Source organism: Cellulosimicrobium sp. Marseille-Q8652, from assembly GCF_965112045.1.
The window spans coordinates 1,177,212-1,204,019 of the sequence record NZ_CBCOPS010000002.1 but is presented as its reverse complement, the minus strand read 5'-3'; the positions used below and the strand labels follow the sequence as shown (position 1 = coordinate 1,204,019).

Sequence of the window (26,808 nt, the reverse complement as noted above, 5' to 3'; positions counted from 1 at the left end):
CGACACCCAGGTCGGCGCAGAGCTCGGGTGGGCCCGGCCGCTGACCGCCAGGTCTCAGAAGGGCAGGAAGACGTCGACCGCGACGGCGACGAACAGCAGCGTCAGGTAGGTGATCGACGCGTGGAAGACCTTCATCGCGCCGATCTTGCCGCGCGACGGGTCCTGGGCGCGGCGCAGCATCGTCACGCACGACGCCATGAACCACACGCCGAGCACCGTCGCCACGAGGCCGTAGACCCAGGTCATCCCGGCGAGCGGCCACAGCGCGAGCGACGAGGCGACCATCGCGAGCCCGTACACGATCATCTCGCGCGCGACCCTGCGGTCGTCCGCGACGACGGGGAGCATCGGGACGCCCGCGTTCTCGTAGTCGCGCTTGAACTTGATCGACAGCGGCCAGTAGTGCGGCGGCGTCCAGAAGAAGATGACGAGGAAGAGCGCGACGGCGGCCCAGCTCAGCGAGTCCGCGACGGCGGACCACCCGATGAAGACCGGCATGCAGCCGGCGATGCCGCCCCAGACGATGTTCTGCGGCGTGCGGCGCTTGAGGATCATCGTGTAGCCGACGACGTAGATCGCGATGGCGGCGAACGTCAGCCACGCCGAGAGCGCGTTGACGAGCACGGCGAACCACACGAGCGCCACCACGCCGAGGACGGTGGCGAACACGAGCGCCGCGCGCGGCGTCACCTCGCCCGTGACGAGCGGGCGCCGCTTGGTGCGGTTCATCATCTCGTCGATGTCGCGGTCGAGGTAGCAGTTGTAGACGTTCGCGGACGCGGCGGCGAGGGTGCCGCCGACGAGGGTCGCGACGACCAGCCAGAAGTCCGGGAACCCGCCCGCCGCGAGGATCATCGTCGGGACGGTCGTGACGAGCAGGAGCTCGATGATGCGCGGCTTCGTCAGCGCGACGTACGCGCCGACGCGCTCCCTCACCCCGCGCGCCGCGACGGCCGCGGAGGGACGCGTCGCCTCGTCCGCCGACCCGGGGGTCGGCACGGTGCGCGACGGGACGACGGTCCCGTCGATCGGTGCCTGGCTCGTGGTGTGCACGCGCTTCGGTGTTCCGTTCTGACGAGGGGGGCGAGCGGGGACGGACCACCGGCCGTCCCCGAGCATCGTACGTCGCGACCTGCCACGGGGCCGACCGCACGGGCCCGCATATTGTGTGAGATCCGACCGAAATCCACGAGGTGAGCACCCACCGGGCGGGAACCGGGCACGTGTATAGGCTGGGTGGTGCAACCGCGCTGCGCCGCACCGTGCCCGTCGTCCGCTCGACCGGCGGGTCGCGCCGTCCGCGGCCGGTCCCGACGACGTCGGGGCGTTATCGGCAGGGACAGGTCGACGGTTGCTTCGAGTTGTCGCGAGGATCCGGGGCGCGCGCTCCGGACGGGAATGAGGTTCGGTGAACGCGTTGCCCCCTGCTCACACGCCCCTGGACTGGACGGACCTGGACGACCGGGCCGTCAAGGCGATCAAGGCGCTCGCCGCCGACGCCGTCGAGAAGGTCGGCAACGGCCACCCGGGCACGGCGATCTCGCTCGCGCCCGCGGCCTACCTCCTGTTCCAGAAGGTCATGCGCCACGACCCGGCCGACTCCCACTGGGTCGGCCGCGACCGCTTCGTGCTGTCGGCCGGCCACTCGTCCCTGACGCTGTACCTGCAGCTCTTCCTCGCGGGCTACGGCCTCGAGATGGACGACATCGCCGCGCTGCGCACGTGGGGCTCGAAGACCCCGGGCCACCCCGAGTACAAGCACACCAACGGCGTCGAGATCACGACCGGCCCGCTCGGCCAGGGCCTCGCGTCCGCCGTGGGCATGGCCTTCGCGTCGCGCCGCGAGCGCGGCCTGCTCGACCCGAACGCCGCGCCGGGCGAGTCGCCGTTCGACCACCACGTCTACGTCATCGCCTCCGACGGCGACCTGCAGGAGGGCGTGACCTCCGAGGCGTCGTCGCTCGCCGGCCACCAGCAGCTCGGCAACCTCGTCGTGATCTGGGACGACAACAAGATCTCCATCGAGGACGACACCGACATCGCGTTCACGGAGGACGTCCTCGCGCGCTACGCGGCGTACGGGTGGCACACCCAGCGCGTCGACTTCACGAACGGCGGCACGGGCTACACCGAGGACGTCGACGCCCTCGGCGCGGCGCTCCAGGCGGCGCGCGCCGAGACGGGCAAGCCGTCGATCATCGCGCTGCGCACGATCATCGGCTGGCCATCGCCCACGAAGCAGAACACGGGCGGCATCCACGGCTCCGCGATGGGCGCCGACGAGGTCCGCGGCCTCAAGGTCGAGCTCGGGCTCGACCCCGAGGCGACGTTCGCCATCGACGACGACGTGCTCGCCCACACGCGCGCCGTCGCCGAGCGCCAGGGCGACCAGCGCGCCGCGTGGGACACCGCGTTCGAGGCCTGGAAGACCGCGAGCCCGGCGGGCGTCGAGCTGCTCGAGCGCCTCACGACGCGCACCCTCCCCTCGGGCTGGGAGGACTCGCTCCCCTCGTTCGAGCCGGGCAAGGACGTCGCCACCCGGGCCGCCTCGGGCAAGGTCCTCACGGCGCTCAAGGACGTGCTGCCGGAGCTGTGGGGCGGCTCGGCCGACCTCGCGGGCTCCAACAACACGACCATGGACGGCGAGCCGTCGTTCGTGCCGGTCGAGCACGCCACGAAGAAGTTCCCCGGCAACGAGTACGGGCGCACGCTGCACTTCGGCATCCGTGAGCACGCGATGGGCTCGATCCTCAACGGCATCGTGCTGCACGGCGGGACGCGCGCCTACGGCGGCACGTTCCTCACGTTCTCCGACTACATGCGACCGGCCGTCCGTCTCGCCGCGCTCATGCAGATCCCGTCGACGTTCGTGTGGACGCACGACTCGATCGGCCTCGGCGAGGACGGGCCGACGCACCAGCCGATCGAGCACCTCGCGGCGCTGCGGGCCATCCCCGGTCTCGACGTGGTCCGCCCCGCCGACGCCAACGAGGTCGCGTGGGCCTGGCGCACGATCCTCGAGACGACCGAGCGCCCCGCGGGCCTCGTCCTCACGCGCCAGAACGTCCCGACGTTCCCGCGCGGCACGGACGGCTTCGCCGACGCGTCGGGCACCGCGCGCGGCGGCTACGTGCTCGTCGACGCCGAGGGCACGCCCGACGTCATCCTGCTCGGCACCGGCTCCGAGGTGCAGCTCGCCGTCGAGGCGCGCGAGCAGCTCGCGGCCGAGGGCGTGCAGGCGCGCGTCGTGTCGCTGCCGAGCCGCGAGTGGTTCGACCTCCAGGACGACGCGTACCGCGAGTCGGTCCTGCCGGCAGCGGTCCGGGCCCGCGTCTCCGTCGAGGCGGGCGTCGCCCAGGGCTGGCGCGAGCTGGTCGGCGACGCCGGTCGCGTCGTGAGCATCGAGCACTACGGCGCGTCGGCCGACTACAAGGTCCTGTACCGCGAGTTCGGCATCACGGCGGAGGCCGTCGCCGCGGCAGCCCGCGAGTCGATCGCGGCCGCGCGGGGCGGCGACGCCCCGGGCGGGCCTGCCAAGCCCGTCGAGGGCGGCACTGGCGACCTCTCCTGACCGACCGTAGATTCCGAGGTGGGGCCCCGGTCCCGGCGCCCCACCTCGGACCTGCGCCACGGGTCGTCGACCCGCGGCCCACCCGCCGGGACGGACCGCCGGGGCCCTCGAGCCCCGTCGAGGCACCACGAGAGGACCCCTCATGACGCAGACCACCGTCCCCGGACCGATCGAGCAGCTCACGCAGGCGGGTGTGTCCATCTGGCTCGACGACCTGTCCCGCGAGCGCCTGCGCTCGGGCAACCTCGCCGACCTCGTCGCCACGCGCGGCGTGGTGGGCGTGACGACGAACCCCACGATCTTCGCCGCCGCCCTGTCGAAGGGTGACGCCTACGACGCACAGCTCGCCGAGCTCGCGCCGTCCGGCACCGATGCCGCGGCGGTCGAGGCCGCGGTCGAGCGGATCACGACCGACGACGTGCGCGCCGCCGCGGACCTGCTGCGCCCGCTCTACGACGCCACCGACGGCGTCGACGGTCGCGTGTCGATCGAGGTCGACCCGCGCCTCGCGAACGAGGACGCCGCCGCCACGGTGGAGGTCGCGGAGCGCCTGTGGCGCACGATCGACCGACCCAACGTCTACATCAAGATCCCGGCCACGCTCACCGGCCTCGAGGCGATCACCGGGACCCTGGCCCAGGGCATCAGCGTCAACGTCACGCTCATCTTCTCGCTCGAGCGCTACCGCGCCGTCATGGACGCGTTCGCGACCGGGCTCGAGCAGGCGCGCGCGGCGGGCATCGACCTCGGCCCGATCGGCTCGGTCGCGTCCTTCTTCGTCTCGCGCGTCGACACGGCGGTGGACGCCGCCCTGGAGAAGGTCGGCAGCCCGGAGGCGCTGGACCTGCGCGGCCAGGCCGCGATCGCGAACGCACGCCTCGCGTTCGAGGCGTACGAGGAGTTCACCGGCACGGACCGCTGGCGCTCGCTCGCCGCGGCCGGTGCCCACCCCCAGCGGCCGCTCTGGGCGTCCACGGGCGTGAAGAACCCGGAGTACCGCGACACGATGTACGTCGACGAGCTCGTCACCGACGGCGTGGTCAACACCATGCCCGAGGGCACCCTCCAGGCGTTCGCGGACCACGGCGTCGTCACCGAGGACACGGTGACGGGGACGGCCGCCGCGGCGAGGCGCACGATCGAGACGGTCGAGTCGTTCGGCGTCTCGATCACGGAGGTCACCGCCCGCCTCGAGGCCGAGGGCGTGCGCAAGTTCGAGGACAGCTGGACCGAGCTCCTCGAGACCACCGCGGAGAACCTGCGCAAGGCCGCCGACCAGGGCTGACGCCCGTCCCGGTCCGCGAGCAGACCGCACGGGCGCGCCGCGTCCCCTCCTAGGATCGCGGCGCGCCCCAGACCCCTCTCCCCTCTTCGAACGGAACGGTGCCACCAGGTGAGACCGGCCAAGATCACGGCAGAGCACAACCCCCTGCGCGACCCCCTCGACCTGCGGCTGCCGCGCATCGCGGGCCCGTGCGGGCTCGTCATCTTCGGCGTGACGGGTGACCTCGCACGCAAGAAGCTCATGCCCGCGGTGTACGACCTCGCGAACCGCGGGCTCCTCCCCCCGGGCTTCGCGCTCACCGGCTTCGCGCGCCGTGACTGGGAGGACCAGGACTTCGCCCAGGTCGTCCACGACGCGGTGAAGGAGCACGCCCGCACGCCGTTCCGTGAGGCGACGTGGCGCCAGCTCGCCGAGGGCATCCGCTTCGTGCAGGGCTCGTTCGACGACGACGACGCGTTCGAGCGCCTGCGCGAGACCGTCGAGACGCTCGACGCGGAGCGCGGCACGGGCGGCAACCACGCGTTCTACCTCTCGGTCCCCCCGGGCGCCTTCCCGGTCGTGTGCCGCCAGCTCGCCGAGTCGGGCCTCTCGCGCTCCGAGGGCGACGCCTGGCGCCGCGTGGTCATCGAGAAGCCGTTCGGGCACGACCTCGAGAGCGCGCGCGAGCTCGACGCCGTCGTCTCCGAGGTCTTCCCCCCGGACTCGGTGTTCCGCATCGACCACTACCTCGGCAAGGAGACGGTCCAGAACCTCCTCGCCCTGCGCTTCGCGAACCAGATGTTCGAGCCGATCTGGAACGCGAACTACGTGGACCACGTGCAGATCACCATGGCCGAGGACATCGGCATCGGGGGCCGCGCCGGGTACTACGACGGCATCGGCGCCGCGCGCGACGTCATCCAGAACCACCTCCTCCAGCTCCTCGCGCTCGTCGCGATGGAGGAGCCGGTCTCGTTCGACGCACCGTCGCTGCGCGCCGAGAAGATCAAGGCGCTGTCCTCCGTCCGCGTGCCGCGCGAGATGTCGCGGCACACGGCCCGCGGCCAGTACGCCGCCGGGCTGCAGGGCGGCGAGGAGGTCATCGGGTTCCTCGACGAGGACGGCATCCCGGCCGAGTCGAAGACCGAGACCTACGCCGCGATCCGCGTCGACATCGACAACCGCCGCTGGGCGGGCGTGCCGTTCTACCTGCGCACCGGCAAGCGCCTCGGCCGGCGCGTGACCGAGGTCGCCGTCGTGTTCAAGAAGGCGCCGCACCTGCCGTTCGAGACGTCGCAGGCGTCCGACCTCGGCAACAACGCCCTCGTCATCCGCGTCCAGCCCGACGAGGGCGTGACGATGCGCTTCGGCGCCAAGGTGCCCGGGACGGCCATGGAGGTGCGCGACGTCACGATGGACTTCGGGTACGGCCACGCCTTCACGGAGTCGTCGCCCGAGGCGTACGAGCGCCTGATCCTCGACGTCCTGCTGGGCGACCCGCCCCTGTTCCCCACGCGCGAGGAGGTCGAGCTGTCGTGGAAGATCCTCGACCCGATCACCGCGCACTGGGCCGCGAAGGGTTCGCCCGAGCAGTACCGCTCCGGGACGTGGGGTCCGGCGTCGGCCGACGAGATGCTCGCGCGCGACGGTCGCTCGTGGCGGCGGCCGTGAGCGCTCGCACCGGCACCCGCCGCCCTGCCGGCGCCGCCGCCGGACCGCACCGACCCGCGCGTCTCCCGGCGCGCTCCGCCAGCACGCGACCGGGGAGGACCCCGCGATGATCATCGACCTGCCCGACACCACGACGAACGCCGTGAACAAGCGACTCGTGCGCCTGCGTGACGAGGGCGGCGCGATCGCCCTGGGTCGCGTCCTGACGCTCGTCGTCATCGCGCGCGAAGCCGACGTCGAGACCTCGATCGAGGCCGCGAACGACGCGAGTCGCGAGCACCCCTGCAGGGTCGTCGTCGTGGCTCCCGCGGCGCGCAGCAGCTCGGCACGCCTCGACGCGCAGATCCGCGTGGGCGGAGACGCCGGCGCGTCCGAGGTCGTCGTGCTGCGCACCTCGGGCCCGCTGCTCGAGCACGCCGACACCCTGGTCATGCCGCTCCTGCTGCCCGACGCCCCGATCGTCGTGTGGTGGCCCGGCGAGCCGCCGGCCTCGCCCGACGACGACCCGGTGGGTGCGATGGCCCAGCGCCGCATCACGGACTCCATCACGGCCAAGAACCCCGAGGCGACGCTCGCCACGCTCGCCACGACCTACGGCCCCGGGGACTCCGACCTCGCCTGGGCCCGCGTCACGCTGTGGCGAGGGCTCATCGCGGCGGCCCTCGACCAGCCGCCCTACGACCCCGTGACGAGCGTGACGGTCGAGGGGCAGGCCGGGCACACCTCGCTCGACCTCCTCGCCGCGTGGCTCGGGCAGCGCCTGCGCTGCCCCGCGGAGGTCGTCCGCCGCCGCGGCGCCGAGGCGATCACGCGCGTGACGCTCGAGCGCAAGAGCGGGCCCGTCGTCCTCGACCGGCCCGACGGCCGTACGGTGACGATCAGCCAGCCGGGCAAGCCCGACCGCCGCGTCGCGCTCCCGATCCGCACGCTCAGCGAGGCGCTCATCGAGGAGCTGCGGCGCCTCGACCCCGACGAGGTCTACGGCGAGGTGCTGACCAAGGGGCTCGCCAAGGTGGGCGCGTGAGCGGCGAGGGAACGGTCACCCCCGGTGCCGCCCACGCGTCGCACGCGCGCCTCGTCGTCGTGCACCCCGACGGCGCCGTCCTCGCGGAGGCCGTCGCCTCGCGCCTCGTGACGCGCCTCCTCGACGTGCAGTCGACGCGTCGACCCGTGCACGTCGTGCTGACGGGCGGCACGGTCGGGATCGCGAGCCTCGCCGCGCTCGCGCGCCATCCCGCCCGGGACGCGGTCGACTGGTCCGGCGTCCACCTGTGGTGGGGGGACGAGCGGTTCCTCGCGTCAGGTGACCCCGAGCGCAACGAGACCCAGGCCCGCGACGCCCTGCTCGCCCATCTGCCGCACCTTCCCGCCGAGAACGTGCACCCGATGCCGGCGTCCGACGTCGTCGCGACACCGGAGGACTCCGCGGCGCGCTACGCGGAGGAGCTCGCCGCCCACGCCGACGACGGTGCGGTCGTCCCGGAGTTCGACGTCCTGCTCCTGGGGATGGGGCCGGACGGGCACGTCGCCTCGCTCTTCCCCGGACACCCCGGGCTCGACGTGTCCGGCGTCCCGACGGCGGGCGTGCACGGCTCGCCGAAGCCGCCGCCGGAGCGCGTCACGCTGACGTTCGAGGCCCTCGCGGCCGCTCGTCAGGTCTGGGTCGTGGCGGCGGGTGCGGAGAAGGCGCCGGCGGTCGCCGCGGCACTCGGCGGCGCCGACCGGCACGACACCCCGGCCGCGGCCGTCGCCGGGACCGAGCGCACGCTGTGGCTCGTCGACGTCGCGGCCGCCGGGACCGGTGACGCGTCCGAGGAGACCTCGACGCGCTGACCCGAGCCGGACGAGACCCGGCGACCGGGACGGCCCGCCACCTCACGCTCGACGTGAGATGGCGGGCCGTCCCGCTCGTGCACAGGGCACCGTGCGCTGCGTCCCGACCGTGCTGCGGCGCGGTCAGCGCCCGCGGCGCGCCCGCAGAGCGGCGAGCGCCTCGTCGAGGATCGCGACGCCGTCCTCGTCGGAGCGCCGCTCCTTCACGTACGCGAGGTGCGTCTTGTAGGGCTCGTTGCGCACCGGGACGGGCGGGTTCTCGGGGTCCCGGCCGGCCGGGAAGCCGCAGCGCGGGCAGTCCCAGGTCTCGGGCGCCTGGATGTCGGCCTCCGACGAGAAGCTCGGCCGGGTCTCGTGACCGTTGGCGCACCAGTACGAGACCCCGAACCGGGGAGCCATGTCGCCGCGCTCGGACTCGCCGAGCGGACCGGCCCCCACCCGCGACCCACGGATCGCGCTACCACCTGCCACGTCTACTCCCCCGTCATGCGTGCCACCGTCGGCACCCGGTCGTTGCGGGCGGGGCACCTCGCCCCGCCCGACGCCGCCCCGTCCGGGGCGGCGGGGTCAGCTCACCTTCTGGATCAGACCCAGCAGGACGATGACGACGGCCCAGACGAGCGCGAAGGTCACCGTGATGCGGTTGAGGTTGCGCTCGGCGACGCCGGAGCTGCCCACCGAGCTCGAGATCCCGCCGCCGAACATGTCGGACAGGCCGCCGCCCTTGCCCTTGTGCATGAGCACGAGCAGAGTGAGGAAGCCGCTGGTGAGCACCAGCAGGATCTGGAGGATGATGCGCAGCGCGTCCACGAGTACGTCCTTGAGGCTCAGGGCCGGCTCGACGACGTCGAGGGCGACCGCTCGGTTGTCGTGGGCAGGACGTGGCCTGCCGCACAGGGGACAAGAGTAGGCGACGCGGGGCCACCACGGCCAACCTCCGCCGGTGGTGTCTCGCGTCCTGGCCGCGCGGCCCTCGGCGCACGCGCACCGAGGACCGCGGGCAGAGGCTCAGGCGGTCGCGTGCGCCTGGTACCGCGCGATCTTCGCGAACTCCTCGGGGTCGAGGCTCGCGCCGCCGACGAGCGCGCCGTCGACGTCCGGCTGGGCCATGATCGCGGCGACGTTCGACGACTTCACCGAGCCGCCGTAGAGCACGCGGGTCGCCGCGGCGACGTCCCCGTCGTACAGGTCGCCCAGGGCGCCGCGGATCGCGCCGCACACCTCCTGCGCGTCCTCGGGCGTCGCGACCTCGCCGGTGCCGATGGCCCAGACGGGCTCGTAGGCGATGACGAGGTCGGCGATCTGCGCCGCCGGGAGCCCGGCCAGCGCACCCTCGACCTGGGCGAGGGTGTAGGCGATCTGCTCGCCCGCCTTGCGGACGTCCAGGCCCTCGCCGACGCAGAGGATCGGGGCGAGGCCCTGACCGACGGCGGCGACGATCTTCTCGTTGACGAGCGCGTCCGACTCACCGTGGTACTGGCGACGCTCGGAGTGCCCGATCGCGACGTAGGACACGCCGAGCTTCGAGAGCATCGACGCGGAGATCTCGCCGGTGTACGCGCCCTCGGCGTGCGCCGAGACGTCCTGGGCGCCGTACTTCAGCTCGAGCTTGTCGGCGTCGACCAGCGTCTGCACGGACCGCAGGTCCGTGAAGGGCGGGAGGACGGCGACCTCGACGGCCGCGTAGTCGTGCTTGGCGTCCTTGAGGGTCCACGCCAGCTTCTGCACGGTGTGCGTCGCCTGGTGGTGGTCCAGGTTCATCTTCCAGTTGCCCGCCATGAGCGGGGTGCGGTTCGCCACGATCGTCTTCTCTCGTCGTGACGTGCGGCCCCGGTCCTCCGGGGCCGCACGTCGGGGATGTACAGGGGGATCAGGCCTCGAGGACCGAGATCCCCGGCAGCTCCTTGCCCTCGAGGAACTCGAGGCTCGCGCCGCCACCGGTCGAGATGTGGCTGAAGCCGGCCTCGTCGAACCCGAGCGTGCGCACGGCCGCGGCGGAGTCGCCGCCGCCGACGATCGTGAACGCGCCCCGGGCCGTCGCGTCGACGAGCGCCTGGGCCACGGCACGCGTGCCGCCGGCGAACGCGTCGAACTCGAACACGCCCATGGGGCCGTTCCACACGACCGTCCTCGCGTCGACGATCTTGCTCGCGAAGAGCTCGGCCGAGGCGGGACCGATGTCCAGGCCGATCTTGTCGGCGGGGATCGCGTCGGCGGCGACGACCTCGTGGGGCGAGTCGGCGGCGAACGCGTCCGCCGCGACGATGTCGGTCGGCAGGACGATCTCGACGCCGTTCTTCTCGGCGTCCGCGAGGTAGCCCTTCACCGTGTCGATCTGGTCGGCCTCGAGCAGCGACTTGCCGACCTGGTGGCCCTGCGCCGCGAGGAACGTGAAGACCATGCCGCCGCCGATGAGCAGGCGGTCGGCCTTGGTCAGGAGGTTCGCGATGACGCCGAGCTTGTCGGAGACCTTCGAGCCGCCGAGCACGACCACGTACGGACGCTCGGGGTCCTCGGTCGCGCGCTTGAGGGAGTCGACCTCCTTGAGCACGAGCTCGCCGACGGCGGCGGGCAGCACCTGCGCGACGTCGTAGACGGACGCCTGCTTGCGGTGCACCACGCCGAAGCCGTCCGAGACGAACGCGTCGGCCAGCCCGGCGAGGTCGTCCGCGAGCGCGCGACGCTCGGCGTCGTCCTTCGACGTCTCGCGAGCGTCGAAGCGGATGTTCTCGAGGAGGGCGACCTCGCCCTCGCCGAGCGCGTCGACCGTCGACCGCGCCGACGGGCCGACGACGTCCTCCGCGAGGTGCACGGGCACCCCGAGCAGCTCGCCGAGGCGGGCCGCCACGGGCGCGAGCGAGTACTTCGCGTCCGGCTCACCCTTGGGGCGCCCGAGGTGCGCCGTGACGATCACCTTCGCGCCGGCGTCGGTGAGCTTCTTCAGCGTGGGGAGGGCGGCGCGGATGCGACCGTCGTCCGTGATGGTCGTCCCGTCGAGCGGGACGTTGAAGTCGGAGCGGACGAGCACGCGCTTGCCGCGCAGGTCGCCCAGGTCGTCGATGGTCTTCATGCGGTCTCCTACGGTTCGGTCGCCGTCGTGCGGCGCGCGGCTCGGCCGGCGCGGCCCGCACATGAGGACGTCCGCGTGCGCGTCACCGGCCGTGGCCGGGACGCGCACGCGGACGCATGGTGCTCAGGGCTGGCGCTACGGGAGCGGCAGGGTCAGAGCTTGTCGCCGACCAGCTGGGTCAGCGCGACGAGGCTGTTCGAGTAGCCCCACTCGTTGTCGTACCAGGAGACGACCTTGACCTGGTCGCCGATCACCTTGGTGAGCTTCGAGTCGAAGATGCTCTGGTGCGGGTCGGTGACGATGTCGCTCGAGACGATCTCGTCCTCGACGTAGGACAGGACGCCCTTGAGCGGGCCCTCGGCGGCAGCCTTGACCGCGGCGTTGACCTCCTCGACCGTGACCTCCTTGGAGGCGGTGAAGGTGAGGTCCGTCGCCGAGCCGGTGATCGTCGGCACGCGGAGCGCGAAGCCGTCGAGCTTGCCCTTGAGCTCGGGGAGCACGAGGGAGACGGCCTTGGCGGCGCCCGTCGAGGTGGGGACGATGTTCTGCGCGGCGGCACGGGCGCGACGCAGGTCGCGGTGCGGGCCGTCCTGCAGGTTCTGGTCACCCGTGTAGGCGTGGATCGTGGTCATGAGACCACGCTCGATGCCGATCGAGTCGTTGAGCGCCTTCGCGAGCGGGGCGAGGCAGTTCGTGGTGCACGACGCGTTGGAGATGATGTGGTGCGCGGCCGGGTCGTACTGGTCCGAGTTGACGCCGACGACGAACGTCGCGTCCTCGTTCTTCGCCGGGGCGGAGATGATGACCTTCTTGGCGCCGCCGTCGATGTGCGCCTTGGCCTTCGTCGCGTCGGTGAAGAAGCCCGTCGACTCGATGACGATGTCGGCGCCCAGCTCACCCCAGGGGAGGTTCGCGGGGTCGCGCTCGGCGAGCGCACGGATCTTCTTGCCGTCGACGATGATGTTCTCGTCGTCGAAGTCCACGCTCAGGGGGAAACGGCCGAGGACCGTGTCGTACTTGAGCAGGTGCGCGAGCGTCTTGTTGTCGGTGAGGTCGTTGACACCGACGATCTCGATGTCAGCCCCCGACGCCACGATGGCGCGGTAGAAGTTCCGTCCGATACGACCGAAGCCGTTGATACCGACGCGGATGGTCACAATGCCCTCCTCAGGGCGCGCCGGGTGTACCGACGCACACGGTTGATGCCGAACGATCACGTACGACGGCGTACGCAGGTGGTGATCACGCCCGTGCTCGCTGCCCGATCATCGGCTCAGCACCCGTCGTGCTCGCGGGAACGTCACGGCGACAGCCGGGACCACCCACGCCCACGAGGGGTGTCAGCGAAGGAGCACGTCGTTGTCACCTGACGTACCCGAGCCTATACCAACACCTCTCCATCGTGTGACCTGGATCCCACGCTTCGGGACCATGGTCCCGACAGCGCATGACCACCACGGTGCCACGTGTCGCCGGGCGCGCAACAGGACCCGTCGCGCGTCGTCCCTCCGGCGCCGTCGGACGTCGAGGGCGACGCCGTCAGAGGTCGAGGAGCTCGGGGCTCAGACCGGCCTCGGTGTCGGGGATGCCCAGCTCGGCCGCCCGCTTGTCGGCGGTCGAGAGCAGCCGACGGATGCGCCCGGCCACGGCGTCCTTGGTCAGCGGCGGGTCCGCGAGCTGCCCGAGCTCCTCGAGCGACGCCTGCTTGTGCGCGAGACGGAGCTCGCCCGCCTCGCGCAGGTGGTCGGGCAGGTCCGGGCCCAGGATCTCGAAGGCGCGCTCGACGCGGGCGCCCGCCGCCACCGCGGCCCGCGCCGAGCGGCGCAGGTTCGCGTCGTCGAAGTTCGCCAGGCGGTTGGCGGTGCCGCGCACCTCGCGACGGGTGCGGCGCTCCTCCCAGACGAGGACGGCGTCGTGCGCACCGAGCCGCGTGAGGAGCGCGCTGATCGCGTCGCCGTCGCGGATGACCACCCGGTCGATGCCGCGCACCTCGCGCGACTTCGCGGAGATGCCGAGGCGGCGCGCCGCCCCGACGAGCGCCAACGCGGCCTCCGGGCCGGGGCACGTCACCTCGAGCGCCGACGACCGCCCCGGTTCCGTGAGGGAGCCGTGCGCGAGGAAGGCGCCGCGCCACGCCGCCTCGGACTCCTCGACCCCGCCGGACACGACCTGCGGGGGCAGGCCGCGCACCGGGCGGCCGCGCTGGTCCAGCAGCCCGGTCTGGCGGGCGAGCGACTCGCCGTCGCGCACGACCCGCACCACGTAGCGGCTGCTCTTGCGCAGCCCGCCGGCCGAGACGACGATCAGCTCGCTCGTGTGCCCGTAGACGTCCGCGATCGTCTCGCGCAGCCGCCGGGCGGCGATCGCGGTGTCGAGCTCGGCCTCGATGACGATGCGTCCCGAGATGAGGTGCAGGCCCCCGGAGAAGCGGAGCATCGCCGAGACCTCGGCCTTGCGGCACGCGGTCTTGTCCACGCGCACCCGTGCCAGCTCGTCCTTCACCTGTGCCGTGAGCGCCATGGCGACATCCTGCCATCGATCCACCGGCCGGGCGGCGGCGCCGACGGCGGCGGGGTCAGCGCGTGGGCGTCCCGACGTCGCCGAGGAAGTCGTCGAACACGTCGCGGTACGCCGCGGCGAGGCGCAGAGCGTCGTGGCGGGCGGTGCCGTCGCCGAGCGCGACCTGGCGCAGCAGGAGACGCGCCCCCATGCGCTGCGCCGCCTCGGCCAGCTGCTCCGTGTCCTCCACCGCGGTCGGGTCCGCGACGACGGCGTCGATCCGGAGCTCGGGCGCGTGCTTGTGCAGCGCCTCGAGGTGCTCCGTCGCGGACAGCCCGTACGTCTCGCCGGCCTCGCTCGAGAGGTTGAGCGTCACGCAGCGGCGCGCGCTCGTCTCGTGCAGGGCCGCCGCCAGCTCGGGGACCAGCAGGTGCGGCATGACGGACGAGAACCACGAGCCGGGGCCGAGGACGACCCAGTCCGCGTCCCGCACCGCGGCGACCGCCTCGGGGCACGCGGGCGGGTCGGGTGGCACGAGCCGCAGCTGCTCGATGCGGCCGTGGGTCACCGCGACCTCGCTCTGCCCCACGACGGTCTGGAGCCCGTCCTCGGTCCGCACGTCCGCCTCGATCCCCAGCGGCACCGCCGCCATGGGGAGCACACGACCGCGCGCCCCGAGCAGGCGCCCGACCCAGTCGAGCCCGGCGACCGGGTCGTCCAGGAGCTCCCACAGCGCGACGATGAGCAGGTTGCCCACGGCGTGGTTGTCGAGGTCGCCCTCGGACGTGAACCGGTGCTGCAGGAGCGCGCTCCACGTGCGTCCCCACTCGGAGTCGTCGCACAGCGCCGCGAGCGCCATGCGCAGGTCCCCGGGGGGCAGCACGCCGAGCTCGGCGCGCAACCGCCCCGACGACCCGCCGTCGTCGGCCACGGTGACGACGGCGGTCAGCCGGTCCGACATGAGACGCAGCGCGGACAGGCTCGCCGAGAGCCCGTGCCCGCCGCCGAGCGCGACGACCGCCGGCGACCTCCTCGTGACCACGGCCGGCTCACTCCTTCCCGAGGTCGCGCGCGGTCACGGTCACGCGCTGGCCCTGCGCGCGCAGGCGCACCGCGATCGCCTCGCTGATCGCGACGGAGCGGTGCTTGCCGCCGGTGCACCCGACGGCGATGGTCACGTAGCGCTTCTCCTCGCCGAGGTAGCCCGCGAGGACCGGCTCGAGGGCGCTGACGTACCGGTCGACGAACTCGACGGCCCCGGGCCGGCCGAGGACGTAGTCGCGCACCGGGACGTCGCGACCCGTGAGGTGGCGCAGCTCGGTGATCCAGTACGGGTTCGCGAGGAACCGCACGTCGACCACGTGGTCGGCGTCGAGCGGCAGCCCGTACTTGAAGCCGAACGAGACGACGTTGATCCGCAGGGCGTCGGGGGTGCCGTCCGCGACCGCCGAGCGCACCTCGCGCGCGAGGTCGTGCACGTTGAGCTCGGAGGTGTCGATGACGACGTCGGCGCGCTCCTCGAGGCTCGCGAGGAGCCGGCGCTCCTCGACCAGCCCGTCGAGGATGCGCCCCTCCCCCTGCAGCGGGTGCGGACGGCGCACCTGCTCGTACCGGCGGACGAGCACCTCGTCCGAGGCGTCGAGGAACAGGATCCGGTAGAAGACGCCGTTCTGCCGCAGGTGGTCGAGGACCTCCACCAGGTCGGTGAAGAACTCGCGGCCGCGCACGTCCACGACGGCGCCGATGCGCTCGAGCGTCGACCCGGAACGGGTCATGAGGTCGACGAGCGGCACGATCATGCGCGGGGGCAGGTTGTCGACGACGTACCAGTCGAGGTCCTCCAGGACCGCGGCCGCGCGCGAGCGCCCCGCGCCGGACATGCCGGTGATGATGAGCACCTCCGGCTCGCGGCGCTCCGGGGCGTGCGTGGCCGCCTCGATCGCCGGGATGCCGCTCGGGACCGTGGTCGGGGAGGGTTCCGGTCTCATGGTCCCAGCATGCCAGCCGGTCACGGCCGGACGGGGGCTGCGTCCGGGACCGGTGTGTCCGCGAGGGCGGTCCCGCCGTCAGGAGCGTCGGTCGTGGCCCCGGGTGCCGCGGGCGTGCCGCCCTCCGCGAGCGCCGCGACGACCGCCTGTGCGGTGCGCGCCCCCATGCCGGGGACCGTCGCGATCTCCTCGGCGCTCGCCGCGCGCAGGCGCTTGACCGAGCCGAAGTGCTTGAGCAGCGCCGCCTTGCGCGCCGGCCCGAGACCGGGGACGTCGTCGAGCGCGGACGCCGTCATGCCCTTGCTGCGCTTCCTGCGGTGCTGGCTGATCGCGAAGCGGTGGGCCTCGTCGCGCACGCGCTGCAACAGGTAGAGGCCCTCGGACGAGCGCTGCAAGATCACCGGGTAGTCCTCGCCCGGGAGCCAGACCTCCTCGAGGCGCTTGGCCAGCCCGCAGAGCGCGACGTCGTCGACGCCGAGCTCCGCGAGCGCGCGAGCGGCAGCCGCGACCTGGGGCGGGCCGCCGTCGACGACGACCAGGTTCGGCGGGTAGGCGAAGCGCGCCCGGCGGTCGGTGGGAGCGTCGGGGTCGACCTCGCCGCTGCGGGGCACGTACCCGGCCACGGCGGCGGCGCGCTGCGCCTCGCGGTCCGCGGCGTCGGCCCCGCCGGCCACGTCGTCGGCCTCGAGGTCCATCTCGACCTCGCCCGACCGCGAGCGGTCCGCGAGGTACCGCTTGAACCGCCGGGTGATGACCTCGTGCATCGCGGCGGTGTCGTCGCGCGCACCGTCGCCCTCGGGGCCGCGGATCGTGAAGTGCCGGTACTCGCTCTTGCGGGCGAGCCCGTCCTCGAACACCACCATGGACGCGACCTGGTACGTGCCCTGGTTGTGCGACACGTCGTAGCACTCGATCCGCAGGGGCGCGGTGTCCAGGTCGAGGGCCTCCTGGATCTCCCGGAGCGCCTGGCTGCGCGTGGTGAGGTCCCCCGCGCGGCGCGTGCGGTGCAGCGCGAGCGCGTGCTCGGCGTTGGCCCGCACGGTCGCGGCGAGCTCCTTCTTGTCCCCGCGCTGGGGGACGCGCACGTCGACGCGCGCCCCGCGCAGGCCGGTGAGCCACGTGGTCACCTGGTCCGGGTCGGGCGGGAGCACGGGCACGAGCACCTCGCGCGGCACGACGTCGCGGGCGCCGCCTCGCGCGCCGGCCCCGGTCCGGGCGTCGACCGCCGCGGCGTCCTCGGCCGCGCCGTACACCTGCTGCAGGAGGTGCTCGACGAGCTCCGCGTCGGTGACGTCCTCGACCTTCTCCACGATCCAGCCGCGCTGGCCCCGGATGCGCCCGCCCCGGACGTGGAAGACCTGGACGGCCGCCTCGAGCTCGTCCCCGGCGAGCGCGAACACGTCGGCGTCCGTCGCGTCACCGAGCACCACGGCGTTCTTCTCCGTGGCCCGCTGGAGCGCGCCCAGGTCGTCGCGCAGCCGCGCGGCGGCCTCGTACTCCATCGCCGCGGCCGCCTCGCGCATCTTGCGCTCGAGCCGCTTGACGAACCGCTGCGTGTCACCGGCCATGAAGTCGCAGAAGTCCTCCGCGAGGGCCTTGTGGTCCTCGGGCGTGATGCGCCCGACGCACGGCGCCGAGCACTTGTCGATGTAGCCCAGCAGGCACGGCCGGCCCGTCTGGTGCGCTCGCTTGAACACGCCTGCCGAGCACGTGCGCACCGGGAAGACGCGCAGGAGCAGGTCGAGCGTCTCGCGGATCGCCCAGGCGTGGCCGTACGGACCGAAGTAGCGCGTCCCCGCCCGCTTCGCGCCGCGCATGACCTGCGCCCGGGGGAACTCGTCGCCCATCGTCACCGCGAGGTACGGGTACGACTTGTCGTCGCGGTACTTGACGTTGAACCGCGGGTCGAACTCCTTGATCCACGTGTACTCGAGCGCGAGCGCCTCGACCTCGGTGCCGACCACGGTCCACTCGACCGACGCCGCCGTGGTGACCATCGTCTGCGTGCGGTGGTGGAGGTTGGCCACGTCCTGGAAGTAGCTGGACAGCCGGGAGCGCAGGTTCTTCGCCTTGCCGACGTAGATCACGCGGCCGTGCTCGTCCCGGAACCGGTAGACGCCCGGCGAGGTGGGGATCTCCCCCGGCGCAGGGCGGTACGTCGCGGGATCAGCCATGTTCTCCAGCCTAGGTCAGCGCACCGACAGCAGGGCGCCGTGCGGTCGTCTCGGATCGGTCGTCGGTCGGTCGTCGGTCGGTCGTCGGGTCGGTCGTGGACCGCTCGTGGAGCCGGCTGGTCGGGCCCTCCGGGGGCAGTGGTCCCCCGGCTCGGTCCCGCGGTGTGATCCGCACCACCGGCCGTTAGGGTGACGGGCATGAGCGCACAGCACGGGTACGCGGGGACGGTCCGCTGGACCGGGGCCGGCACGCGAGGGACGAGCTCCTACACCGCGTACGGGCGGGACCACGACGTCCTCCTCGACGGCCGACCGCCGCTGCCCGGCTCCGCCGACCCGGCCTTCCGCGGGGACCCGACGCGCTACAGCCCCGAGGAGCTGTTCGTCGTCAGCCTCTCCCAGTGCCACATGCTCTGGTTCCTGCACCTCGCCGCGGCGGCGGGCGTGGTCGTGCGCGAGTACGTGGACGACGTCACCGGCACGATGCGCGTCGAGTCGGGCGGGGAGGGCCAGTTCAGCGACGTGACGCTGCACCCGCGCGTCGTCGTCGACGACGGCCCGGGCACCGACGACGACGCGCTCGCCGTCCTGCACCGCCGGGCGCACGACCACTGCTTCATCGCGCGCTCGGTGAACTTCCGCGTCCTGGTCGAGCCGGCCCCGGCGCGGCGCGCCGCGGCCTGACACCTCCCGGCGACGTCGGTCGCCGGGAGGTGGGCGGCCCCTGCGCGGTCAGGCCGCGGAGGCCTTGCGCCGGGACGTGCCGCGGCCGGCTCCCGGCTCGTCGGTCGCCCGTCGCGCCCGGGCGGACCTGCCCTTGCCCGCGGGCGCGGGTGCCTCGGCCTGCTTCGCGACGGGGGCTGCGACCGGCACGTCGGGGTGCTCGTCGAGGATCTCCGCGAGGAACCGCCCGGTGTGGCTCGCGGCGACCCGAGCGACCTGCTCCGGGGTGCCCTGCGCGACGACCTTCCCGCCGCCCGAGCCGCCCTCGGGCCCCATGTCGACGACCCAGTCCGCGCTCTTGATCACGTCGAGGTTGTGCTCGATGACGAGGACGGAGTTGCCCTTGTCGACGAGCGACTGGAGCACCCCGAGCAGCTTGCGGATGTCCTCGAAGTGCAGGCCGGTCGTGGGCTCGTCGAGGACGTAGATCGTGCGTCCCGTCGAGCGCTTCTGCAGCTCGCTCGCGAGCTTCACGCGCTGCGCCTCGCCGCCCGACAGCGTCGGGGCGGGCTGGCCGAGCCGGACGTAGCCGAGCCCGACCTCGACGAGCGTCTTGAGGTGCCGCGAGATCGCCGGGACCGCGGCGAAGAACTCCGCGGCCTCCTCGATCGGCATGTCCAGCACGTCCGCGACCGTCTTGCCCTTGAAGTGGACCTCGAGCGTCTCGCGGTTGTACCGCGCGCCGTGGCACACCTCGCACGGCACGTAGACGTCCGGGAGGAAGTTCATCTCGATCTTCAGGGTGCCGTCGCCCGAGCACGCCTCGCAGCGCCCGCCCTTGACGTTGAACGAGAACCGGCCGGGCGTGTAGCCGCGCACCTTGGCCTCGGTGGTCTCGGCGAAGAGCTTGCGCACGTGGTCCCACACGCCCGTGTACGTCGCCGGGTTGGACCGCGGCGTGCGCCCGATCGGGCCCTGGTCGACGTGCACGACCTTGTCGAGGTGGTCGAGGCCGGTGACCCGCGTGTGCCGCCCGGCGACCTGACGGGCGCCGTTGAGCTCGTTCGCGAGCACCGTGTAGAGGATCGAGTTGACGAGCGTGGACTTGCCCGACCCCGACACGCCCGTCACGGCCGTGAACGTCCCGAGCGGGAAGCTCACGTCGATGCCCGTGAGGTTGTGCTCGCGCGCTCCGACCACCGTGATCTGCCGCTCCGGGTCCGTCGGACGCCGCTCCGCGGGCAGCGGGATGCTCCGCCGCCCGGAGAGGTAGGCACCCGTGACCGACTCCGGCGCCTCGAGCAGCCCGGCGTAGTCGCCCGAGTGGACGACGCGACCGCCGTGCTCCCCCGCGCCCGGGCCGATGTCGACGATCCAGTCCGCCGTGCGGATGGTGTCCTCGTCGTGCTCCACGACGATGAGCGTGTTCCCGAGGTCGCGCAGGCGCGTGAGCGTCTCGATGAGGCGGCGGTTGTCGCGCTGGTGGAGGCCGATGCTCGGTTCGTCGAGCACGTAGAGGACGCCGACGAGGCCGGAGCCGATCTGCGTCGCGAGCCGGATGCGCTGCGCCTCTCCTCCGGACAGCGTCGCCGCCGGTCGTTCGAGCGAGAGGTAGTCCAGGCCGACGTCGAGGAGGAAGCCGAGGCGGGCGTCGATCTCCTTGAGGACCTCCGTGGCGATCGCGCGCTCGCGCTGCCCGAGCTCGAGCGAGCCGAGGAACTGCGCGGCCTCGCGCAGCGGGAGCCGGCACACGTCCCAGATCGACTTCCCGCCGACCTTGACCGCGAGCACCTCGGGCTTGAGCCGCGCGCCGCGGCACACGGGGCACGGCACCTCGCGCATGTACGCCTCGTACTTCTCCTTCGACCAGTCCGACTCGGTCTCGGAGTGACGACGCTCGAGGAACGTGATGACGCCCTCGAAGCCCGTCGAGTACTGGCGCTCGCGGCCCCACCGGTTCTTGTACCGGACGTGCACCTCGTGGTTCTGCCCGTGCAGGACGGCCTTCTTCGCACGCTCGGGCAGCGCCCGCCACGGCGTGTCCATCGAGAAGCCGAGGTCGTCGGCGAGCGCCGTGAGGACTCGCTCGAAGTACTCGGACGAGACCTGCGCCCACGGCGCGACGGCACCCTCGGCCAGCGACTTCTCCTCGTCGGGGATCACGAGGTCCGGGTCGACCTCGAGCCGGAAGCCGATGCCCGTGCACTCGGGGCAGGCCCCGTACGGCGCGTTGAAGGAGAACGTGCGCGGCTCGATCTCGTCGAGCGCGAGCTCGTGGTCGTTGGGGCACGCGCGCTTCTCCGAGAAGCGGCGCTCGCGAGCGGGGTCGTCGGCCTCGGCGTCGACCAGCTCGACGACGACGAGCCCGCCCGCGAGGCCGAGCGCCGTCTCGACCGAGTCGGTGAGCCGACGCTGCACGCCCTCGCGCGCGACGAGCCGGTCCACGACCACCTCGATGTCGTGCTTGAGCTTCTTCTCGAGCGCCGGCGGGTCGGTGAGCGTGCGCACCTCGCCGTCGACGCGGGCACGGGCGAAGCCCTTGGCCTGCAGCTCCTTGAAGAGCTCCGAGTACTCGCCCTTGCGACCGCGCACGACCGGCGCGAGCACCTGGTAGCGGGTGCCCTCGGGCAGCTCGAGCAGGCGGTCGACGATCTGCTGCGGCGTCTGGGCGGTCACCCGCTCGCCGCACACCGGGCAGTGCTGCGTCCCCGCGCGCGAGAAGAGCAGGCGCAGGTAGTCGTAGACCTCGGTGATGGTGCCCACCGTCGACCGCGGGTTGCGGTTGGTCGACTTCTGGTCGATCGACACCGCGGGCGACAGCCCTTCGATGAAGTCGACGTCGGGCTTGTCCATCTGCCCGAGGAACTGCCGGGCGTACGCGGACAGGGACTCGACGTACCGGCGCTGGCCCTCGGCGAAGATCGTGTCGAACGCGAGCGACGACTTCCCGGACCCCGACAGGCCGGTGAAGACGATGAGCTGGTCGCGCGGGAGGTCGAGGTCGACGTCGCGGAGGTTGTGCTCGCGGGCACCGGAGATGACGAGGCGATTGCTCACCGAAGAATGGTACGACCGACCACTGACACTCGCACAGATGTTCGACGCGTCTCCTCCGGATCCGCACGTCCCGGTCCCCGGAGGTCCACGCCGGCGGCCCACGGCCGTCGCACGTCGGGGCCGACGCCGGTTCCGACCCCGATGCCGATGCCGATGCCGATGCCGACGCCGACGCTCGACCTGGACGCGTCGGCCCGACCGGCAGACTGTGCGTCATGACGTACACGGGCGAGGTCGTGGTGGGCGGACCGGCGGACGTGCGCCGGCTCGACGAGCTGGAGATCCGGAAGGTGGCGGTCGGACCTCTGGCGAACGACGCGTACCTCCTCGTGTGCCGGCGCACCGGCGAGCGGGTCCTCGTCGACGCCGCGGCCGAGCCGCGCCGGCTGCTCGACCTTCTCGCCGAGCACTTCGCCGAGCACTTCGCCGAGCCCTTCGCCGGGCCCCTCGCCGGGTCTCCCTCCGAGCGCGTCGTCGAGCCCGTCGTCGAGCCCGTCGTCGGGCCCGTCGTCGAGCCCGGCCACGCGCCCGCAGGCCGGTTGACGACGGTCGTCACGACCCACCGCCACCACGACCACGTCGGCGCGCTGGCCGACGTGGTGGCCGCCACCGGTGCCGTCGTCGCCGTCGGGGACGCGGACGCCGACGCGGTCACGACGGCGACCGGCGTCCCCGTCGACCGGAGGCTGCGCCACGGGGACACGGTCCGCGTCGGGCGTTCCCTCCTCGAGGTGGTCGCGCTGCGCGGGCACACCCCGGGGTCGGTCGCGCTCGCCTACCGGGAGCCGTCGCGCACGCACGCTCCCGACGCGGTGGCCGGCCGTGCGCACCTGTTCACCGGCGACTCGCTCTTCCCCGGTGGCGTGGGGAACACCGACCGTGACCCCGGCCGGTTCGCGCGGCTGCTCGGCGACGTCACGGAGCGGGTGTTCGACCGGTTCGGCGACGACACGTGGGTCTACCCCGGGCACGGCGCGGACACCACGCTCGGCGCGGAGCGCCCGCACCTCCCCGCGTGGCGCGCCCGCGGCTGGTGACCTCGGTGCCCCGGCGTCAGCGGGCGCCGCGCAGCGCCCGCGGCTCGAGGCGGGCCTCGACCGCCGTCGGCACACCGTCGGCGTCCTCCTCGCGCCGGACCTCCCACGCCCCCGCACCCCGGACCTCGGTGACGGCCTCGACGAGGTGGCCGCCCCGGTAGACCAGGCCGACGCCGTCGTCCGTCGCGTACGAGGTGGGCAGCGTCCCCTCCGCCACGAGCCGCTGCAGGAGCGGGCGGCGACCGGGCTCGGCGTCGTAGTGGACGCCGTTGCCGTACGGCACGAACGCGAGCCCGTCCGTCACGGGGCGCAGCCGCGGGCCGAACGAGTCCGTCGGACCTCCGACGTGCCAGCACAGCGACCCGGCGCTGATGCCGGCGAGCACGACACCGCTCTCCCCCACCGCCCGGAGGGTCTCCGGCAGGCCGTGCGCGCGCCAGACCGCGAGGAGGTTGACGACCGAGCCGCCCCCGACCCACACGACGTCGTGCTCGCGCAGGAAGGCCTCGACGTCGTCGACGTTGGGCATGCTGAACAACGAGAGGTGGGACATCCGCACCCCGGCGACCCGCGCGGCCTCGTCGAGCTCGGCGCGGAACCACGACTGGTCGCCGCCCGCCGTGCCGACGTGGCACACGCGCGGTGCGCCCTCGGCGCCGGAGAGGTCGGTGGCGTGCCGGACGATCGGTCCGAGCGCGAGGCGGGTCCGCAGACCGGGCGCGTACCCGCCGGACGTGGCGAGGATCGTGAGGTCGCTCATGCGCCGTGACCCTAGGCGCGTCGGGCGGCCACCGCCACGCCTTTCCCGGCGGGCGCCGGCTCCGCGGACGGACGACCACCGCGGCGCGCTGCCCTGCTTCAATGGCGCCATGCCGATCCACGCCGTGACCTACGTCTACCCCGACCGTCCCGCCGAGCTCGACGCGGTCCGGGCCGAGCACCGGGCCTTCCTCCGCGGGTTGCACGAGCAAGGGACGCTCCTCGCGTCGGGTCCTCTCCCCGCCACCGAGGACGCCCCCGCCGGCGCGCTGCTGGTGCTCGACGCCGCGTCGCCCGCCGCGGTGACCGAGATCCTCGACGCCGACCCGTTCGCGCACGCCGGCCTGGTGGCCGAGCGCACGGTGCGCCCGTGGTCGCCCGTGATCGGGGACTGGGCGCACCGCGCCTGACGGGCTACGGCGCGTCGCGAGGCGGCGAGGCGTCCCCGACGGCGGCCGCGTCGACCGGCGCGTCGACCGGCGAGTCGTCGGCCACGACGGGGGCCTCGCCGGTGACCTCCCGTGACCGGACCGCGCCCTGCGCGCGCGTGCGCAGCAGGCTCGCGACGGTCGTCACGAGGAGCGCGCCGACGATCACGACGAGCGACAACCAGATCGGGACGGTCGGCACGCTCTCGAGGTGCTCGCCGCCGTTGATGAACGGCAGCGTGTTCTCATGGAGCGCCTCGAGCACCAGCTTGACCCCGATGAAGCCGAGGATCACCGCGAGGCCGATCGGCAGGTAGACCAGCCTCTCGAGCAGGCCGCCGAGCAGGAAGTACAGCTGCCGCAGGCCCATGAGGGCGAAGACGTTCGTCGTGAACACGATGAACGGGTCCTGGGTGAGGCCGAAGATCGCCGGGATCGAGTCGAACGCGAAGAGCAGGTCGGTGCTGCCGATCGCGAGGAAGACGACGACGAGCGGGGTGAAGACCTTCCTGCCGTCCTCCACGGTGCGCAGGCGGCCGCCGTCGTAGCGCGTGCCGATCGGCACCACGCGGCGCAGCAGGCGCACCGCCCGGTTCTCGTGGTACTCCTCGGGTTCGTCGCCGCCCGTGACGAGCTTGATCGCCGTGTACACGAGGAACGCGCCGAACAGGTAGAACACCCAGACGAACTGCTCGAGGACCGCCGCGCCAGCGAGGATGAACGCGCCCCGGAGCACCAGGGCGACGATGATCCCCACCATGAGCACGCGCTGCTGCTGCTCCTTGGGCACCGCGAACCTCGCCATGATGATGACGAAGACGAAGAGGTTGTCGACCGACAGGCTGTACTCCGTCAGCCAGCCCGCGTAGAACTCCCCCGCCGGTGCCGCTCCCCCGACCGCACCGACGATCGCCCCGAAGGCGAGCGCGAGCGCGACGTAGAACCCGACCCACAGCGCGCTCTCGCGCATCGAGGGGACGTGCGGGCGCCGGCCGACGACGAACAGGTCGACGAGGAGGAGGACACCGAGCGCCGACAGCGACGCCCACTCGAACCAGAGCGGGAGCTCGTGGACCATCAAGAACCTTCTTCGATGCGCGCGTCCTCACGGCGACGGTCGGCGTTCGACCGGGCCAGGCTCGCGACGGTGGTGATCGTCAGGACGACGAGGATGAAGCCCAGCGAGACGGGCGTGGAGATCTCGGGGATGGCCGTGACGTGCTCGCCACCGTTGATGAAGGGCACCTCGTTGGTGTGCAGCGCGTGGATGACGAGCTTGATGCCGATGAAACCGAGGATCGCGGCGAGCCCGTAGTTGAGGTAGACGAGGCGGTCGAGGAGCCCGTCGATGAGGAAGTAGAGCTGGCGGAGGCCGAGCAGCGAGAACGCGTTCGCCGCGAAGACGAGGTAGGTCTCCTGCGTCAGGCCGAAGATCGCCGGGATGGAGTCGACGGCGAAGAGCAGGTCGGCGCTGCCGATCGCGATCATGACGATGAGCATCGGGGTGATGAACCGCTTGCCGTCGATCTTCGTGGTCATGTGGTCCTCGACGTACGTGTCCGTCGTCGGGAACAGGCGCCGCGTGAGGCGCAGGACCGCGTTCTCCTTGAACTCCTCCTCGTGCTCGGTCCCGGAGCGCGCCTGCGCGATCGCGGTCCAGATGAGGAAGGCGCCGAAGATGTAGAACACCCAGGCCCAGTTCTCGATGACCGCGGCACCCAGGAGGATGAAGATCGTGCGCAGGACCAGCGCGATGGTGATCCCGATGAGCAGGACCTTCTGCTGGTACAGCCTCGGGACGCGGAAGCTGGTCATGATGAGGACGAACACGAAGAGGTTGTCGACCGACAGGCTCTTCTCGGTGATGTACCCGGCGAAGTACTCGCCGCCGTACGTGCCGCCCCAGACCACCCAGACGATGACGCCGAACACGAGGGCGACGGCGACGTAGGCGATGGACCACCGCGTGGCCTCGCGCAGGCTGGGGGCGTGAGGCGTTCGGACGTGGCCGACGTAGTCGACGGCGAGCATCGCGAGGATCACGCCGACGGTGACGATCCAGACCCAGACGGGGACGTCCATGCAGAAACCTCCGGTACGTAGCACTGAGTACCGAAGGTCTCTTCCGCCACGCAGCGCACGACCGTAGAGACGGTACGGGGGCTGCGGGACCGGTGACACCGGGCCGACGACTGCGCCGGCCGTGATGACGACATCACCGCGGAGGAATACTCCCCTTCAACGAGGAGCCAGCATAGGCCATGCAGGCTCACCAGGGCACAACGTCCCGCGCCGTCGCCATCATCCCTGTCGCCGCTCGCTTCGCCGCGTCCCCGCCGTCGCGAGGGTCCGCGCACGTGTCACTGGAGGCAGAACTCGTTGCCCTCGGGGTCGGTGAGGACGACCCAGAACTCCCCGTCCTGCTCGACCTCGCGCTGCACGGCCGCGCCGCGGCCCACGAGGTGCCGGGCTCGCGCGCGGACGCGCTCGGCGCGCGCGGCGTCGTCCGCGGCCCCCGCGCCGACGTTCACGTCGAGGTGGACGCGGTTCTTCGCCGTCTTCGGCTCGGGCACCCGCTGGAGGTACACGCGCGGTCCCCGGCCGTCGGGGTCGACGATCGCGTACTGGTCACCGGCCCGCTCGGGCGGGACGCCCCACGACGCGAGCGCCTCCTCCCACGTCGCGAACCCCTCGGGCGGTGGCTGTTCCACGTAGCCGAGCACCTCGCACCAGAACCCGCCGAGCGCGCGCGGGTCCGCCGCGTCGAACGTCACCTGGACCTCGACCGCCATGT

The 26,808-nt window shown here is 72.7% G+C and carries 23 protein-coding genes; 8 read left to right on the top strand and 15 right to left on the bottom strand.

All coding sequences use genetic code 11. The features are described from left to right. Positions 1-54: 54 nt before the first annotated feature. Complete coding sequence (locus tag ACWPWV_RS15195) at positions 55-1,053, bottom strand: heme o synthase (RefSeq protein WP_454043785.1); 999 nt, start codon at positions 1,051-1,053, stop codon at positions 55-57. A 355-nt stretch (positions 1,054-1,408) separates the two neighbouring features. On the opposite strand from ACWPWV_RS15195, the gene tkt reads away from it, so the two are divergent. From tkt to pgl, 5 genes are all read left to right on the top strand, one after another. Beyond that, positions 1,409-3,571 (top strand): transketolase, encoded by a 2,163-nt coding sequence (gene tkt, locus ACWPWV_RS15190; RefSeq protein WP_454043784.1) that lies wholly within the window; start codon positions 1,409-1,411, stop codon positions 3,569-3,571. A 142-nt stretch (positions 3,572-3,713) separates the two neighbouring features. Further along, positions 3,714-4,856: a transaldolase gene (gene tal / locus ACWPWV_RS15185; RefSeq protein WP_454043783.1), complete on the top strand. Its 1,143-nt coding sequence runs from the start codon at positions 3,714-3,716 to the stop codon at positions 4,854-4,856. Positions 4,857-4,964: 108 nt separating this feature from the next. After that, the gene (zwf, locus tag ACWPWV_RS15180; protein WP_454043782.1) at positions 4,965-6,506 is read left to right on the top strand and encodes a glucose-6-phosphate dehydrogenase; all 1,542 of its coding nucleotides are present in this window, start codon (positions 4,965-4,967) and stop codon (positions 6,504-6,506) included. A 106-nt stretch (positions 6,507-6,612) separates the two neighbouring features. Continuing rightward, positions 6,613-7,530 (top strand): glucose-6-phosphate dehydrogenase assembly protein OpcA, encoded by a 918-nt coding sequence (opcA, locus tag ACWPWV_RS15175; protein WP_454043781.1) that lies wholly within the window; start codon positions 6,613-6,615, stop codon positions 7,528-7,530. After that, on the top strand, positions 7,527-8,339 hold the full coding sequence (gene pgl, locus ACWPWV_RS15170; protein WP_454043780.1) for a 6-phosphogluconolactonase: 813 nt from the start codon (positions 7,527-7,529) through the stop codon (positions 8,337-8,339). Before opcA ends, pgl begins: the two co-directional genes overlap by 4 nt. A gap of 123 nt (positions 8,340-8,462) precedes the next feature. On the opposite strand, the gene ACWPWV_RS15165 is transcribed toward pgl, so the two are convergent. The 9 genes from ACWPWV_RS15165 to uvrC all read right to left on the bottom strand — a co-directional run bounded on the left by ACWPWV_RS15165 (position 8,463) and on the right by uvrC (position 18,070). Then, positions 8,463-8,810, bottom strand: a complete 348-nt coding sequence (locus ACWPWV_RS15165) for an RNA polymerase-binding protein RbpA (RefSeq protein WP_454043779.1) — start codon at positions 8,808-8,810, stop codon at positions 8,463-8,465. 96 nt (positions 8,811-8,906) lie between these two features. Continuing rightward, positions 8,907-9,149 carry a preprotein translocase subunit SecG gene (secG, locus tag ACWPWV_RS15160; protein ID WP_454043778.1) on the bottom strand — a complete coding sequence of 81 codons (243 nt, stop codon included), beginning with the start codon at positions 9,147-9,149 and terminating at the stop codon, positions 8,907-8,909. 198 nt (positions 9,150-9,347) lie between these two features. Then, positions 9,348-10,139, bottom strand: coding sequence for a triose-phosphate isomerase (tpiA, locus tag ACWPWV_RS15155; protein WP_454043777.1), 792 nt, complete (start codon positions 10,137-10,139; stop codon positions 9,348-9,350). A gap of 70 nt (positions 10,140-10,209) precedes the next feature. Beyond that, the gene (locus tag ACWPWV_RS15150) at positions 10,210-11,409 is read right to left on the bottom strand and encodes a phosphoglycerate kinase (RefSeq protein WP_454043776.1); all 1,200 of its coding nucleotides are present in this window, start codon (positions 11,407-11,409) and stop codon (positions 10,210-10,212) included. Positions 11,410-11,561: 152 nt separating this feature from the next. Next, on the bottom strand, positions 11,562-12,566 hold the full coding sequence (gene gap / locus ACWPWV_RS15145) for a type I glyceraldehyde-3-phosphate dehydrogenase (protein ID WP_251151132.1): 1,005 nt from the start codon (positions 12,564-12,566) through the stop codon (positions 11,562-11,564). Between the two features lie 382 nt (positions 12,567-12,948). Then, on the bottom strand, positions 12,949-13,929 hold the full coding sequence (whiA, locus tag ACWPWV_RS15140; RefSeq protein WP_454043775.1) for a DNA-binding protein WhiA: 981 nt from the start codon (positions 13,927-13,929) through the stop codon (positions 12,949-12,951). A gap of 55 nt (positions 13,930-13,984) precedes the next feature. Then, entirely contained in the window at positions 13,985-14,950 is a 966-nt protein-coding gene (locus ACWPWV_RS15135) for a gluconeogenesis factor YvcK family protein (RefSeq protein ID WP_454043774.1), read from the bottom strand. A gap of 7 nt (positions 14,951-14,957) precedes the next feature. Next, the gene (gene rapZ, locus ACWPWV_RS15130) at positions 14,958-15,896 is read right to left on the bottom strand and encodes an RNase adapter RapZ (protein ID WP_454043773.1); all 939 of its coding nucleotides are present in this window, start codon (positions 15,894-15,896) and stop codon (positions 14,958-14,960) included. A gap of 20 nt (positions 15,897-15,916) precedes the next feature. After that, the gene (gene uvrC, locus ACWPWV_RS15125; protein ID WP_454043772.1) at positions 15,917-18,070 is read right to left on the bottom strand and encodes an excinuclease ABC subunit UvrC; all 2,154 of its coding nucleotides are present in this window, start codon (positions 18,068-18,070) and stop codon (positions 15,917-15,919) included. Between the two features lie 198 nt (positions 18,071-18,268). On the opposite strand from uvrC, the gene ACWPWV_RS15120 reads away from it, so the two are divergent. Next, positions 18,269-18,754, top strand: a complete 486-nt coding sequence (locus ACWPWV_RS15120) for an OsmC family protein (protein ID WP_454043771.1) — start codon at positions 18,269-18,271, stop codon at positions 18,752-18,754. Between the two features lie 48 nt (positions 18,755-18,802). Here ACWPWV_RS15120 and uvrA read toward each other — a convergent pair whose 3' ends face one another. Next, on the bottom strand, positions 18,803-21,790 hold the full coding sequence (gene uvrA / locus ACWPWV_RS15115; RefSeq protein WP_454043770.1) for an excinuclease ABC subunit UvrA: 2,988 nt from the start codon (positions 21,788-21,790) through the stop codon (positions 18,803-18,805). Positions 21,791-22,005: 215 nt separating this feature from the next. On the opposite strand from uvrA, the gene ACWPWV_RS15110 reads away from it, so the two are divergent. Further along, positions 22,006-22,827: an MBL fold metallo-hydrolase gene (locus ACWPWV_RS15110; protein ID WP_454043769.1), complete on the top strand. Its 822-nt coding sequence runs from the start codon at positions 22,006-22,008 to the stop codon at positions 22,825-22,827. A 16-nt stretch (positions 22,828-22,843) separates the two neighbouring features. Here the strand turns inward: ACWPWV_RS15110 and ACWPWV_RS15105 are convergent, their stop codons facing one another. Continuing rightward, positions 22,844-23,587 (bottom strand): Type 1 glutamine amidotransferase-like domain-containing protein, encoded by a 744-nt coding sequence (locus ACWPWV_RS15105; protein ID WP_454043768.1) that lies wholly within the window; start codon positions 23,585-23,587, stop codon positions 22,844-22,846. Positions 23,588-23,696: 109 nt separating this feature from the next. Here ACWPWV_RS15105 and ACWPWV_RS15100 point away from each other — a divergent pair, with 109 nt between their 5' ends. After that, positions 23,697-23,996: a YciI family protein gene (locus tag ACWPWV_RS15100; protein ID WP_454043767.1), complete on the top strand. Its 300-nt coding sequence runs from the start codon at positions 23,697-23,699 to the stop codon at positions 23,994-23,996. A gap of 4 nt (positions 23,997-24,000) precedes the next feature. Here ACWPWV_RS15100 and ACWPWV_RS15095 read toward each other — a convergent pair whose 3' ends face one another. The 3 genes from ACWPWV_RS15095 to ACWPWV_RS15085 form a co-directional block, all read right to left on the bottom strand. Then, the gene (locus ACWPWV_RS15095) at positions 24,001-25,092 is read right to left on the bottom strand and encodes a TerC family protein (protein ID WP_454043766.1); all 1,092 of its coding nucleotides are present in this window, start codon (positions 25,090-25,092) and stop codon (positions 24,001-24,003) included. After that, complete coding sequence (locus ACWPWV_RS15090; RefSeq protein WP_454043765.1) at positions 25,092-26,096, bottom strand: TerC family protein; 1,005 nt, start codon at positions 26,094-26,096, stop codon at positions 25,092-25,094. Before ACWPWV_RS15090 ends, ACWPWV_RS15095 begins: the two co-directional genes overlap by 1 nt. A gap of 278 nt (positions 26,097-26,374) precedes the next feature. After that, complete coding sequence (locus tag ACWPWV_RS15085) at positions 26,375-26,806, bottom strand: VOC family protein (RefSeq protein WP_454043764.1); 432 nt, start codon at positions 26,804-26,806, stop codon at positions 26,375-26,377. Positions 26,807-26,808 lie beyond the last annotated feature (2 nt).

Excerpts from the sequence above, each read along its gene's own strand:
- whiA (WP_454043775.1), bottom strand. The coding sequence starts at position 13,929 with ATGGCGCTCACGGCACAGGTGAAGGACGAGCTGGCACGGGTGCGCGTG.
- ACWPWV_RS15150 (WP_454043776.1), bottom strand. The coding sequence starts at position 11,409 with ATGAAGACCATCGACGACCTGGGCGACCTGCGCGGCAAGCGCGTGCTC.
- opcA (WP_454043781.1), top strand. The coding sequence starts at position 6,613 with ATGATCATCGACCTGCCCGACACCACGACGAACGCCGTGAACAAGCGA.
- ACWPWV_RS15085 (WP_454043764.1), bottom strand. The coding sequence starts at position 26,806 with ATGGCGGTCGAGGTCCAGGTGACGTTCGACGCGGCGGACCCGCGCGCG.
- tal (WP_454043783.1), top strand. The coding sequence starts at position 3,714 with ATGACGCAGACCACCGTCCCCGGACCGATCGAGCAGCTCACGCAGGCG.
- ACWPWV_RS15090 (WP_454043765.1), bottom strand. The coding sequence starts at position 26,096 with ATGGACGTCCCCGTCTGGGTCTGGATCGTCACCGTCGGCGTGATCCTC.
- ACWPWV_RS15095 (WP_454043766.1), bottom strand. The coding sequence starts at position 25,092 with ATGGTCCACGAGCTCCCGCTCTGGTTCGAGTGGGCGTCGCTGTCGGCG.
- uvrC (WP_454043772.1), bottom strand. The coding sequence starts at position 18,070 with ATGGCTGATCCCGCGACGTACCGCCCTGCGCCGGGGGAGATCCCCACC.
- ACWPWV_RS15105 (WP_454043768.1), bottom strand. The coding sequence starts at position 23,587 with ATGAGCGACCTCACGATCCTCGCCACGTCCGGCGGGTACGCGCCCGGT.
- ACWPWV_RS15120 (WP_454043771.1), top strand. The coding sequence starts at position 18,269 with ATGAGCGCACAGCACGGGTACGCGGGGACGGTCCGCTGGACCGGGGCC.
- ACWPWV_RS15110 (WP_454043769.1), top strand. The coding sequence starts at position 22,006 with ATGACGTACACGGGCGAGGTCGTGGTGGGCGGACCGGCGGACGTGCGC.
- rapZ (WP_454043773.1), bottom strand. The coding sequence starts at position 15,896 with ATGAGACCGGAACCCTCCCCGACCACGGTCCCGAGCGGCATCCCGGCG.
- ACWPWV_RS15100 (WP_454043767.1), top strand. The coding sequence starts at position 23,697 with ATGCCGATCCACGCCGTGACCTACGTCTACCCCGACCGTCCCGCCGAG.